The 11897-nt window shown below is 69.4% G+C and carries 12 protein-coding genes; 10 read left to right on the top strand and 2 right to left on the bottom strand.

Annotation, left to right across the window (positions count from 1 at the left end):
• Nucleotides 1-25: 25 nt before the first annotated feature.
• The 6 genes from A5767_RS03160 to A5767_RS03135 all read left to right on the top strand — a co-directional run bounded on the left by A5767_RS03160 (nucleotide 26) and on the right by A5767_RS03135 (nucleotide 6006).
• Nucleotides 26-1306 (top strand): AAA family ATPase, encoded by a 1281-nt coding sequence (locus tag A5767_RS03160; RefSeq protein WP_156665113.1) that lies wholly within the window; start codon nucleotides 26-28, stop codon nucleotides 1304-1306.
• Nucleotides 1303-2262 carry a DUF58 domain-containing protein gene (locus tag A5767_RS03155; RefSeq protein ID WP_059381412.1) on the top strand — a complete coding sequence of 320 codons (960 nt, stop codon included), beginning with the start codon at nucleotides 1303-1305 and terminating at the stop codon, nucleotides 2260-2262. Before A5767_RS03160 ends, A5767_RS03155 begins: the two co-directional genes overlap by 4 nt.
• On the top strand, nucleotides 2259-3239 hold the full coding sequence (locus tag A5767_RS03150; RefSeq protein WP_059381413.1) for a VWA domain-containing protein: 981 nt from the start codon (nucleotides 2259-2261) through the stop codon (nucleotides 3237-3239). The genes A5767_RS03155 and A5767_RS03150 overlap by 4 nt, the downstream gene beginning before the upstream one ends.
• A 65-nt stretch (nucleotides 3240-3304) precedes the next feature.
• Nucleotides 3305-4054 (top strand): 3-oxoacyl-ACP reductase FabG1, encoded by a 750-nt coding sequence (gene fabG1, locus A5767_RS03145; protein WP_064851630.1) that lies wholly within the window; start codon nucleotides 3305-3307, stop codon nucleotides 4052-4054.
• Between the two features lie 46 nt (nucleotides 4055-4100).
• Nucleotides 4101-4907, top strand: a complete 807-nt coding sequence (gene inhA / locus A5767_RS03140) for an NADH-dependent enoyl-ACP reductase InhA (protein ID WP_016694069.1) — start codon at nucleotides 4101-4103, stop codon at nucleotides 4905-4907.
• A 22-nt stretch (nucleotides 4908-4929) separates the two neighbouring features.
• Complete coding sequence (locus tag A5767_RS03135) at nucleotides 4930-6006, top strand: ferrochelatase (RefSeq protein ID WP_059381415.1); 1077 nt, start codon at nucleotides 4930-4932, stop codon at nucleotides 6004-6006.
• A gap of 11 nt (nucleotides 6007-6017) precedes the next feature.
• Here A5767_RS03135 and A5767_RS03130 read toward each other — a convergent pair whose 3' ends face one another.
• Entirely contained in the window at nucleotides 6018-6698 is a 681-nt protein-coding gene (locus tag A5767_RS03130; RefSeq protein ID WP_064851637.1) for a winged helix-turn-helix transcriptional regulator, read from the bottom strand.
• Between the two features lie 169 nt (nucleotides 6699-6867).
• Here A5767_RS03130 and A5767_RS03125 point away from each other — a divergent pair, with 169 nt between their 5' ends.
• A complete protein-coding gene (locus A5767_RS03125; protein ID WP_019289307.1) occupies nucleotides 6868-7698 on the top strand; it encodes a class I SAM-dependent methyltransferase in 831 nt (276 codons plus the stop codon).
• A 35-nt stretch (nucleotides 7699-7733) separates the two neighbouring features.
• Here the strand turns inward: A5767_RS03125 and A5767_RS03120 are convergent, their stop codons facing one another.
• Nucleotides 7734-8543, bottom strand: coding sequence for a hypothetical protein (locus A5767_RS03120; protein ID WP_064851629.1), 810 nt, complete (start codon nucleotides 8541-8543; stop codon nucleotides 7734-7736).
• Between the two features lie 82 nt (nucleotides 8544-8625).
• Between A5767_RS03120 and A5767_RS03115 the strand changes: the two genes are divergently transcribed.
• The 3 genes from A5767_RS03115 to A5767_RS03100 all read left to right on the top strand — a co-directional run bounded on the left by A5767_RS03115 (nucleotide 8626) and on the right by A5767_RS03100 (nucleotide 11775).
• Nucleotides 8626-9459, top strand: a complete 834-nt coding sequence (locus A5767_RS03115) for a DUF3097 domain-containing protein (protein ID WP_064851628.1) — start codon at nucleotides 8626-8628, stop codon at nucleotides 9457-9459.
• 631 nt (nucleotides 9460-10090) lie between these two features.
• Nucleotides 10091-10531 carry an NfeD family protein gene (locus tag A5767_RS03105; protein ID WP_064851627.1) on the top strand — a complete coding sequence of 147 codons (441 nt, stop codon included), beginning with the start codon at nucleotides 10091-10093 and terminating at the stop codon, nucleotides 10529-10531.
• Between the two features lie 2 nt (nucleotides 10532-10533).
• Nucleotides 10534-11775 (top strand): SPFH domain-containing protein, encoded by a 1242-nt coding sequence (locus tag A5767_RS03100; RefSeq protein ID WP_024100834.1) that lies wholly within the window; start codon nucleotides 10534-10536, stop codon nucleotides 11773-11775.
• The last annotated feature ends 122 nt before the right edge of the window (nucleotides 11776-11897 follow it).

Raw genomic sequence — 11897 nt, 5'->3', positions numbered from 1 at the left:
CGTAGGCGAAAGCGGTGGATTGTTGGTGACCTCACGCGAGGGTGGGACGTCCGGTTCGGCAACGCCGGGCGACCAGGGCGGTAACGACGGACGCAAGAACAACCAGGCTGCGGCGGGTGCCGCGCCGGCGCCGAAGGCGGCCGGTGCGAACGGTCCGGCTCCGCAGGTGTCCGGCGCGAACATGCGGAAACCCGGCGACGCTCCTGCGAAGGCGTACGACCCCGCCGACGACGTCCGTCTCCTCGAACGGGCCATCTACGAGGTCAAGCGCGTGATCGTCGGCCAGGACCTGCTGGTCGAGCGGATGCTGGTCGGTGTGCTCGCGCGCGGGCACGTGCTGCTCGAAGGCGTTCCCGGTGTCGCGAAGACGCTGGCCGTCGAGACCTTCGCGAAGGTCGTCGGTGGGTCGTTCTCCCGCGTGCAGTTCACTCCCGACCTCGTGCCGACCGACCTCGTCGGTACCCGCATCTACCGGCAGGGACGCGAGGAGTTCGACACCGAACTCGGACCCGTCGTCGCGAACTTCGTGCTCGCCGACGAGATCAACCGCGCCCCGGCGAAGGTGCAGTCGGCGCTGCTCGAGGTGATGGCCGAACGCCACGTCACCATCGGCGGCAAGACCTTCCCGATGCCCGAGCCGTTCCTCGTGATGGCGACGCAGAACCCCATCGAGAACGAGGGCGTCTACCCGTTGCCGGAAGCGCAGCGCGACCGCTTCCTCTTCAAGGTCCTCGTCGATTACCCGACGGTGGAGGAGGAACGCGAGATCGTCTACCGGATGGGTGTCGCCGCTCCCGAACCGAAGCAGGTGCTCGACAACGAGCAGCTCCTGCGCCTGCAGAAGATCGCCGGACGTGTGTTCGTGCACCACGCGCTCGTCGACTACGTCGTGCGGGTCATCTTCGCGACGCGTCGGCCCGCCGAGCTCGGCCTGCACGACGTGCAGGGCTGGATCGCCTACGGTGCCTCGCCTCGCGCGACGCTCGGCATCATCTCCTCGGCGCGTGCCCTGGCGCTCGTGCGCGGCCGCGACTACGTGGTGCCGCAGGACATCGTCGACGTCATTCCCGATGTGCTCCGTCACCGCCTGGTGCTGTCCTACGACGCGCTCGCGGACGATGTCTCCCCGGACCAGATCATCACGCGCATCCTGCAGACCGTGGGTCTTCCGCAGGTCGCCCCGCAGGCCAACGCACCCGTACCGACCGCGACTCCCGGCCCGGCGCCCGCAGATCCGCGGGCCGTTGCCGGTCAGCAGGCGCCCGTCGGTGCACCCGGTCCGCAGGGAGGTGCAGGCGCGCGGTGAGCACACGTCCTCACGACGGGTCGCCACCGCGGTTCCGCTCCGGTGAACTGCGCGATCCCGCGCTCACCGCCGCGCTCCGCACCCTCGAGCTCACCGTGCGGCGCCGTCTCGACGGCGTCCTGCACGGCGACCACCTCGGTCTGATCCCGGGCCCGGGTTCCGAACCGGGGGACGCCCGCGAGTACCAACCGGGCGACGACGTGCGGCAGATGGACTGGTCGGTCACCGCGCGCACGACGCACCCGCACGTGCGGCAGACGGTCGCCGACCGGGAACTCGAGACGTGGCTCGCGGTCGACCTGTCGGCCAGCCTGGACTTCGGTACCGGCATGTGCGAGAAGCGCGACCTGGCGATCGCAGCGGTGGCCGCGCTCGCACATCTGACCACCGGCGGTGGAAACCGGATCGGCGCGGTGATCTCCACCGGCAGCGAGACGATCCGCGTCCCCGCGCGCGGCGGACGGCTGCACGCCCAATCGTTGCTGCGTACCGTCGCGACCACCCCGCACGCACCCGACGGGACCCGTGGCGATCTCCAGGGGCTCGTCGAGTCGCTGCGACGTCCTCAGCGCCGCCGCGGTCTGGCTGTCGTGGTGAGTGATTTCCTCGGTCCGCTCGACTGGGAGCGATCCCTGCGGGCGCTGTCCGGCCGGCACGAACTGCTCGCCGTCGAGATCATCGACCGCCGCGACCTCGAACTGCCCGATCTGGGCGACGTGGTGCTGCACGACCCGGAGACGGGCCGCACCCGCGAATTCACGACCACTCCCGAACTGCGGGCCGATTACGCGCAGGCCGCCGCCGAACATCGCGCGGCCGTGCACCAGGCGCTGCGCAGTTCCGGTGCACCCGTGCTGACGTTGCGCACCGACCGCGACTGGATCGGCGACGTCGTCCGGTTCGTCGCGGCCCGGCGACACAGCTTCGGCGCACCCGCACGGCAGGGGGGACGATGAGCCTGTCCGGTTTCACCTCACCGTGGTGGTTGCTGCTGCTGTTCGTCGTCGCTGCCCTCGGCGGCGCCTACGTGCTGGTCCAACGCCGGCGCCAGACGAACACGCTGCGCTTCACCAATCTCGAGCTGCTCGAGAAGGTCGCACCCGCCCGCCCGGGACGCGCCCGGCACATCCCCGTCGCGTTGTTGCTCGTCGGCCTCGTCTTCCTCACCGTGGCGCTCGCCGGCCCGACCGCCGAACAGCGGGTGCCGCGCAACCGGGCCACGGTCGTGCTTGTCATCGACGTGTCGTTGTCGATGGAGGCCACGGACGTCGCGCCCACGCGACTCGCGGCCGCGCAGGAGGCGGCCAAACAGTTCGCCGACGACCTGACGCCCGGCATCAACCTCGGTCTCGTCGCATTTTCGGGGACCGCCTCGGTCCTGGTCTCGCCGACCACCAATCGGGAGGCGACCAAGTCCGCGATCGACAACCTGCAGTTGAGCGAGCGCACCGCGACCGGTGAGGCGATCTTCACGGCGATGCAGTCGATCGACACGCTCGCCGCCGTGCTCGGCGGCAGCGACCAGGCGCCGCCCGCGCGGATCGTGCTGCTGTCCGACGGCAAGCAGACCGTCCCCGAGAGTCCCGACGATCCCCGCGGTGGGTTCACCGCGGCGCGACAGGCGGCGGAGAAGGGGATTCCGGTCTCGACCATCTCCTTCGGCACCCAGACGGGCACCGTCACCATCGAGGACGATCGGATCCCCGTGCCCGTCGACGATCCGTCGCTCAAGGAGATCGCGAATCTCTCGGGCGGGAGTTTCTTCACGGCCGCCAGCCTCGAGGAACTCGAGGACGCCTACAACACGCTCGAGGAGCAGATCGGCTTCGAGACGACCCGTGGCGATGCCAGCCGTCCGTGGCTCATGCTCGGAGCGCTGTCGGTGATCGCGGGGCTCGGCGCGGCGATGGTGTTGCGCCAGCGGCTGCCCTGATCCACCTTGTGCACGCTCACGGAGCGTTTTCCGTCCCGGCCAGGCCACCAGATAGGTTGGAATGCATGACTGACGCAGATAGTGCCGCAGCGTCCACGCGCGCGGGTGTCACCCCCCGATCCGTCCTCGTCACCGGTGGAAACCGCGGGATCGGCCTCGCCGTCGCCCGTCGCCTGCAGGCGGACGGCCACAAGGTCGCCGTCACCCACCGCGGTTCGGGCGCGCCCGACGGCCTGTTCGGTGTGCGGTGCGACGTCACCGACGCCGACTCGGTCGACGCCGCGTTCAAGGAGGTCGAGGAGCATCAGGGCCCCGTCGAGGTGCTCGTCGCGAACGCGGGCATCACCGACGACACCCTGCTGATGCGCATGACCGAGGACCAGTTCAGCTCGGTGATCGACGCGAACCTCACCGGCGCCTTCCGGTGCGCCAAGCGCGCCAACCGCGCGATGCTCCGCGCCCGCTGGGGTCGCATGATCTTCCTCGGCTCCGTCGTCGGCCTCGCCGGCCAGGCCGGCCAGATCAACTACGCGTCCTCGAAGGCCGGCATCATCGGTCTCGCCCGCTCGGTCACCCGCGAACTCGGTTCGCGATCGATCACGGCCAACGTCGTCGCTCCCGGCTTCATCGAGACCGACATGACCGCGGATCTGTCCGACGACCTGCGCGACACCGCGAAGAAGTTCATCCCGCTGCAGCGACTCGGCAAGCCCGAGGACGTCGCAGCCGTCGTCAGCTTCCTGGCCTCCGACGACTCCGCCTACGTCTCCGGCGCCGTGATCCCGGTCGACGGCGGCATGGGCATGGGCCACTGACGGTCTCGCGACCACATCCGAATCTCACTGGAGGACCGACACACTCATGGGCGGACTGCTCGAGGGCAAGACCATTCTCGTCACCGGCATCATCACCGATGCCTCGATCGCCTTCCACACCGCGAAGGCCGCGCAGGAACAGGGCGCGAAGGTGATCATCACCGGCTTCGAGCGACTCCGGTTGATCGACCGGATCGCACAGCGTCTCCCGCAGCCGGTGCCGCCGGCGATCAGCCTCGACGTGCAGAACCAGGAGGATCTCGACGGTCTCGCCGACAAGATCCGCGAACTCGCACCGGAGGGGATCGACGGTGTCGTCCACTCCATCGGCTTCGCACCCCGGTCGTGCCTGGGCAGCCCGTTCCTCGACGCGCCGTGGACGGACGTCGCGGTGGCGCTCGAAGTGTCGGCCTACTCCTACGGCGCGCTCGCCAAGGCCGTCCTGCCCGTCATGAACGAGGGCGGTTCGATCGTCGGAATGGACTTCGACCCGTCCCGGGCCGTTCCGTTCTACAACTGGATGGGTGTCTCCAAGGCGACGCTCGAGTCGGTCAACCGCTACGTGGCCAAGGAGGTCGGCCCGCGCGGTATCCGTTCGAACCTCGTCGCCGCCGGCCCGATCAAGACGCTCGCCGCCAAGGCCATCGCGGGCGACGCGACCGGCCCGGGCGCGGAGATGAACCGACTGAACGAGGGTTGGTCGGCCGCGTCCCCGATCGGCTGGGACGTCGACGATCCGACGCCTGTGGCGAAGACCGTGTGTGCGGTGCTGTCCGACTGGCTACCCGGGACCACGGGATCCATCGTCTACGTCGACGGTGGCTTCCACTCCCAGGTCGGCTTCGGTAGCTGACCGCACCACGGAAGGCACTTCCATGACGAACACCCCCGGGGCGTACGACGCGCTGCTGCTGCTGTCGTTCGGCGGACCGGAAGGACCCGACGACGTGCGGCCGTTCCTCGAGAACGTCACCCGCGGACGTGGGATCCCGCCGGAACGACTCGACGAGGTCGCGCAGCACTATCTGCACTTCGGGGGTGTCTCGCCGATCAACGCCCTGAACCGGGCGATCATCGACGACGTCCGCGCCGAGTTCGACACGCACGGTATCGATCTGCCGATCTACTTCGGCAACCGCAACTGGCATCCCATGGTCGAGGACACCGTCGCGCGGATGCGCGACGACGGGATCCGTAACGCCCTGGTGTTCGCGACCTCCGCATGGGGCGGCTACTCGGGATGCCGGCAGTACCACGAGGACATCGCCCGGGCGCGGGATGCCGTCGAGAACGCGCCCCGGCTGACGAAGCTCCGGCACTTCTACGACCACCCGTTGTTCCTCGACGCCGTCACCGACGCCGTGCGCGCCGCCCGCGTCGAACTCGCCGACGAGGTGCGCGATTCCGCGCGTGTGGTGTTCACCGCCCACTCCGTGCCGACCTCCTTCGACGCGACCGGTGGTCCGCCGGAGGAGGGTGGCCGTCTCTACAGTCGGCAGGTCGCCGAAGCGGCGCGGTTGGTGGCCGAGGCTCTCGGCGAGGACGACTACGACCTGGTGTGGCAGTCGCGATCCGGTCCGCCGCAGGTGCCGTGGCTCGAGCCCGACATCGTCGACCACATCGACGCCCTGCACGAACGGGGGGTCCGCGCCGTCGTGGTCGTGCCGGTCGGATTCGTCTCCGATCACCTCGAGGTCGTGTGGGATCTCGACACCGAGGCCCGCGACCGTGCGGCCGAACTGGGCATGGGCTTCTCGCGTGCGGCGACGGCCGGAACCGACCCGCGCTTCGCGCAGCTGGTCCGCGAACTCGTCGAGGAACAGCGCGAGGGGGTCACCGCTCGCCGCTGCGGCACCGAACCGCTGCTCGGGTCCGCGTGCAACGGGAGCCTGTGCGCCGTGGGATGCTGCGAGCCGCCGAAACGCCCGTCCCGGCCGGCCGCGAACCGATAGATCCCCCCGCCTCACCGGGTGGCGTGCCCGGCCGGTGAGGCCAGAGGAGAGTCGAACCAGCGCGGCAGAGACCGGCGCAGAGCGCTCGGACCGTCGACGACCACGGCGCCCGAACGTAGTGCGTCCGGCCAGGTGGCTTCGCCACGCCAGATCTCGGTCAGCTCCCGCATCCCCGCCGTCACCCGGATCGAGACCTCGAATCCCGGATCCTCGTCGCACACGTCGACGTCGTGCGGCGTGATGACCATCCACCACCGGCGCGACGCGTGAGTGACCGTCGGGAAGACGAACTCCACGACCACCCGGGATTCCGGCAGGGCCGCATGGTCGACGTGCCGGTGCATGTCCCACATCAGCAGTCGCGGATCGAGGTCGACCTCGCCGAGTTTCCCGGTCCACCGCGTGCCCCACGCACCGAGTGCGTCGACGACGGCCTCGAGATCGCGTCCCGCGGGTGTGAGCACGTATCGGACGTCGGCCCCGTCCTCGAGGCGCCGCACGATGCCCGCTGCCGTGAGCTGGTGCAGTCGCTTCGACAGCAAGGTCGGCGACATACGGGGCAGGCCGCGTCGGAGATCGTTGAACCGTTCGCTGCCGAGCACGAGTTCGCGCACCACGAGCAGCGTCCACCTCTCGTCGAACAGTTCCATCGCCTTGGCGACGGGACAGAACTGGTGGTAGGGCGGGCCCATGATCGGATCGTAGGCCGGTCGGACCGCGGTGACCAGCACGAATGTGCGGCCGTGCAGTACAGATTGTGTACTGGAGGACACTGCGCCCGCGTTCCTACAGTCGATCTGTGACCCGGACCGCTTCCGAGACGGTGCCGAAGCCGGGTCCCTCGACAGGAGGAATCCTCTGATGACCGACATCTCCACGACACACGACGCCGATCTCGCCCTGAAGGCCAAGCACCGGGCGATGTGGGCACTCGGCAACTATCCAGCGGTGGCGACCGAGGTCATCGCCGAACTCGGCCCCGCTCTCGTGGCCGCGACCGGAATCGGTCCGGGCGACCGTGTCCTGGACATCGCCGCCGGATCGGGCAATGCGTCGATCCCCGCCGCGCTCACCGGTGCGACGGTGCTCGCGACCGACCTGACCCCGGAACTGTTCGAGGTCGGCCGCCGTGACGCCGAAGCGGCAGGTGCGACGCTCGACTGGCAGGAAGCCGATGCCGAAGCGCTCCCGTTCGACGATGCGAGCTTCGATGCCGTGATCTCTTGCGTGGGAGTGATGTTCGCGCCCCACCACCGGGCCGCGGCCGACGAACTGCTCCGGGTGACCCGCCCGGGCGGACGTATCGGGCTACTGAGCTGGACCCCCACCGGCTTCATCGGGCAGATGTTCGCGACGATGAAACCGTATGCGCCACCGCCCCCGCCGGGTGCACAGCCGCCGCCGCTGTGGGGCGACGAGGTGCACGTGCGCGAGCTGATCGGCGACCGTGTCACCGACCTGCAGGCACGCACCGAGAACCTGCGCGTCGAACGCTTCGCGACCGGGGAGGACTTCCGCGAGTTCTTCAAGTCCGCCTACGGCCCCACCATCGCGGTGTACCGCAACATCGCGGACGACCACGATCGGGTCGCGGCTCTCGATCTCGACCTGCTCGAACTCGCCCAACGTCACGATCTCGGTGGGGGAGCGATGAATTGGGAGTACCTGTTGGTCACCGCGCAACGGAGTTGACGCGCACTGGAGTCGACGCGCACTGTCGGCCGCGGTCAGTGATGGTGCTCGGCCCGCAGAGCCGCCGCGACCGCACCGGTGCGGGCCTCGCAGACCGCGGCCCACAGCGGCTGCAGCGCGCCCTCGCGGCCGGTGGCGGCGGACACCGAACCGGCCCGCAGACCCCCTCCGCGGCCGGCCACGGTGAGGATCGCCGCGACCTGGTCTGCGGTGTCGAGGACGCGCACGGCACGTGCGGGCAGTGACGGGGGATAGCGGTGCCGCGCGAGTTCGGCGACCTTCTCGGCGATCTCCGTCCGCGGATCGGTGCGGCGCCCGTCGGTGCCCACCGTCGGGATTCCGCTCAACGCGGAGGCGGCATCACGAACCGCCTCGCGGATCGCGAACTCGGCCGCACCGAGACCACCGTCGACCGCGATCTCGGGTACCGCCGGCAGCGTGAAGACGTTCCACCGTAGGACGTCCGGACCCTCGATCACGGGTACCAGACCCAGCCCCGGGGTTCCGGGCGCTCCCACGACGACGCCTTCACCGGCAGCCAGCGCCGCGGAGGCGAACGCCGTACCGGCAGGCAACGCGCGGACGTCGCCCGGGGCGGGAAGGACGAGATGCAGACCGGCGCCGGCGGCGGAATCGACGCGGCGGATCAGGGTGAGCAGCAGGGCGGCACCGTCGGCCACACCCCGGTCGGGCAGACCCGCCGCGGAGGCCGTCGCCGCGTCGTGGGCACCCACGAGATGCATCGGCGCCCACTCGTGCAGCGCATCGATCACATCGTCGGGGGAGGCGTGACCGGACAGCCACGACCCCGCCCACACGGTCAGCGTCAGGCTCGGAGAACTCACCCCGAAAGCATACGGCGACCCGGTGCAGCGGTCCGGCGTGGCAGCGTGAGCGGTCCCGCGCAATGTCCTAGGGTGGACTGGCGTGAGCCCACGCGATATCTACGGCGGCGACATCTATGCCGGTCACGTCCGCACCAAGAAGAAGGCCGTCCCCGAACTCGCGGCGGAGCGCGGTGTCGTCGTCGAGGACGCCGCATCCGGCTGGTGCGGCGCGATCGTGGGGATCGAGAAGACCTACGACGGCGACTTCGTGCGGCTCGAGGACGCACAGGGGCGCACCCGGTTGTTCGCGATGCGCCCTGCGGCCTTCCTGGTCGACGGAGCACCCGTCACCCTCGTCAAACCGAAGATCCGTCCCGCCTCCGTACCGACGAGATCCGCCTCGGGGTCCACCCGGGTGGACGGTCTGCGCGCACGCGTGGCGCGGGGGAGCCGGATCTGGGTGGAGGGCGTGCACGACGCCGCCCTCGTCGAACGGGTGTGGGGGCACGACCTGCGGGTCGAAGGCGTGGTCGTCGAACAACTCGAAGGCCTCGACAATCTCGGCGCCAGGCTGGCCGAGTTCGAACCCGGCTCGGGCCGACGCGTCGGTGTGCTCGCCGACCACCTCGTCACCGGGTCCAAGGAGGAGCATCTCACCGCGAATCTAGGTCCGCACGTGATGGTCACCGGCCATCCCTACATCGACGTGTGGCAGGCCGTGAAACCGAAGGCCGTGGGCATCGACGCCTGGCCCTCCATTCCGCGCGGACAGGACTGGAAGACCGGCGTCTGCCGTGAACTCGGCTGGGGCACGCCGCAGGACGGCTGGCGGCGCGTCTACAACGCCGTGAACTCCTTCCGCGATCTCGAATCGCACCTCATCGGCGCCGTGGAGCGCCTCGTCGACTTCGTCACCGAACCCGACGAGGGCTGACCGAGCGCAACCATGACGGTGGGGTGGGTGCCCTGGAGCGACAGCGCCCGGAACAGGAACATCGGCCGGATGCGGCGGTCTGCCGGCGACCGGACGAAGGTGCGGTCGGCGACGGGTACATCGTCCTCGATGTTTGCGCGAACGCGCTGTGCGGGAGTGACTTCCATTGCCGGACTCCTCGGGTGCGAAGCCTGGGGAACGGATGCGGACATCAGCTGTCGGTGGAGGGGGAGGGCGGCTTCGTTGTCGACGAATCGTCGTGCGACCGGGTGGTAGCGAACGGTGCGGACCGCTTCGACGATCCATTCGACGGCGCGCTCGTACGGGTCCTCGATGTCGTCGATGGCCGCGTGGAACCGCGTGACGAGCTGATCGAGCTCCCACGAGGAGCGAACGCGCGGGGGTGATGCCGGTAGTTCGGGGACGGTATCACCGATTTCACAACGGCAAAAGGATGCGTTTCGGTTGCCTCCACTTATGAAGCCGGGGTGACATTCCGGTCGGGACGGAAAGCCGAAGAATATAGAATTACCGACCTGAGATCTTCCCTGCGGAAAGCAGCCTCGAGGACGAGGGGCCAAGACCGCTTCCTCCACCAGGGCATCTGCCAGGATGTCCGATTTGTGGTTCGATGGTGATCGTGGCCGCATTGATTTGGTTGATCGCCGGAGTGGCGTTGGCGGCCGGCGAAGCGCTCACGGGCGATTTCGCGCTGCTGATGCTCGGCGGTGCAGCGCTCGTCACCGGCGGTGTCTCCGCGGTGACCGATCTGCCCGTCTGGGTCGACGCGGTGATTTTCGCCGTGACCTCGCTGGTTCTGCTGCTCGGTGTCCGGCCGATGCTGAGGCGCCGGTACTCCCAGCCGCCCGCTCTGCACACCGGGATCGACGCTCTCCCGGGTAAGCACGCGTTGGTCCTCGAGCAGGTGGGGGAGCATTCCGGGCGCGTGAAGATCGACGGTGAGGTGTGGACCGCCAGGCCGCTGGACGCCACCGAGGTGTACGGGCCGGGAACGACAGTGACAGTGATGCAGATAGACGGCGCGACTGCCGTCGTGTGGAGGGGTGTCTGAGGATGGAAGCTCTGATCGTGCTCGCCGTAGTGGTGGCACTGGTCGTGGTGGTCGTGGCCAAATCGGTATCGCTGGTACCGCAAGCGGAGGCCGCGGTCATCGAACGTCTCGGCCGGTACTACCGGACGGCGTCGGGTCAGCTCACCTTCCTGGTGCCCTTCGTCGACCGCATCCGCGCGAAGGTCGATCTACGCGAACGTGTCGTCTCGTTCCCGCCGCAGCCGGTCATCACCCAGGACAACCTGACGCTGAGCATCGACACGGTCGTGTACTTCCAGGTGACGAACCCGCAGGCGGCGGTCTACGAGATCAGCAACTACATCGCCGCGGTCGAGCAGCTCACCGTCACCACGCTCCGCAACGTCGTCGGCGGAATGACCCTCGAGGAGACGCTCACCTCCCGCGACTCCATCAACGGTCAGCTCCGCGGTGTGCTCGACGAAGCGACCGGCCGATGGGGCCTGCGTGTCGCCCGGGTCGAACTCAAGAGCATCGATCCGCCGCCGTCGATCCAGGAATCGATGGAGAAGCAGATGAAGGCCGACCGCGAGAAGCGCGCGATGATCCTCACGGCCGAGGGTCACCGTGAATCCGCGATCAAGACCGCCGAGGGCGACAAGCAGTCGCGCATCCTCTCCGCCGAGGGTGCGAAGCAGGCCGCGATCCTCGAAGCCGAGGCCGACCGGCAGTCGCGGATCCTGCGCGCGCAGGGTGATCGCGCGGCGCGCTACCTCGAGGCCCAGGGCGAGGCGAAGTCCATCGAGAAGGTCTTCGCCGCGATCAAGGCCGGCAAGCCCACTCCGGAGCTGCTCGCCTACCAGTACTTGCAGACCCTGCCGCAGATGGCCCAGGGCGATGCGAACAAGATGTGGGTGGTGCCGAGCGACTTCGGCAAGGCGCTCGAAGGATTCGCGCGGACGCTCGGCGCGCCCGGCGAGGACGGCGTCTTCCGCTTCGAGCCGAGTCCTGTCGACGAGGAACTGCAACGGCCCGAGGACGACAGTGCCGAGGTCGAGGATTGGTTCGCGACCAAGCGCGACCCCGAGGTGGCCCAGGCCGTCGCCGAAGCCGAGGCGGTCGCGCGCAAGCCGGTCGACCCCGCAGTGCGGACGGGTCTCGCCACGGAGGGGACGCAGGGGGGTGCCGGTGAAGGACAGTCGGCGTTGCCCGCAACGCCGCCGGCGCAGCGCTGGATGACGAACGACGCATCCGAGCAGCCGGCCGAGCCGCCGCAACAGCAGTAACGGAAACCGGTTCAGTGGGAGGGGGCGGCCCCCCGGGGGCCCGGCCCCACGGGGTGGGGGGGCGGGGGGGGGGCGGGGGCCGGCCCCCCGCGGGGGGGGGGGCCCGCGGCGGGGGGCACGGG

The organism is Rhodococcus sp. 852002-51564_SCH6189132-a, assembly GCF_001665495.1.
In the GTDB taxonomy this organism is placed as follows: domain Bacteria; phylum Actinomycetota; class Actinomycetes; order Mycobacteriales; family Mycobacteriaceae; genus Rhodococcus; species Rhodococcus pyridinivorans.
The sequence above is the reverse complement of the archived record's forward strand: the minus strand, read 5'-3'. Positions and strand labels throughout refer to the sequence as shown.

Bases quoted from the DNA above. Each gene is read 5' to 3' on its own strand.
- A5767_RS03150 (WP_059381413.1), top strand. From the start codon at position 2,259: ATGAGCCTGTCCGGTTTCACCTCACCGTGGTGGTTGCTGCTGCTGTTC.
- fabG1 (WP_064851630.1), top strand. From the start codon at position 3,305: ATGACTGACGCAGATAGTGCCGCAGCGTCCACGCGCGCGGGTGTCACC.
- inhA (WP_016694069.1), top strand. From the start codon at position 4,101: ATGGGCGGACTGCTCGAGGGCAAGACCATTCTCGTCACCGGCATCATC.
- A5767_RS03135 (WP_059381415.1), top strand. From the start codon at position 4,930: ATGACGAACACCCCCGGGGCGTACGACGCGCTGCTGCTGCTGTCGTTC.
- A5767_RS03130 (WP_064851637.1), bottom strand. From the start codon at position 6,698: ATGGGCCCGCCCTACCACCAGTTCTGTCCCGTCGCCAAGGCGATGGAA.
- A5767_RS03125 (WP_019289307.1), top strand. From the start codon at position 6,868: ATGACCGACATCTCCACGACACACGACGCCGATCTCGCCCTGAAGGCC.
- A5767_RS03105 (WP_064851627.1), top strand. From the start codon at position 10,091: ATGGTGATCGTGGCCGCATTGATTTGGTTGATCGCCGGAGTGGCGTTG.
- A5767_RS03100 (WP_024100834.1), top strand. From the start codon at position 10,534: ATGGAAGCTCTGATCGTGCTCGCCGTAGTGGTGGCACTGGTCGTGGTG.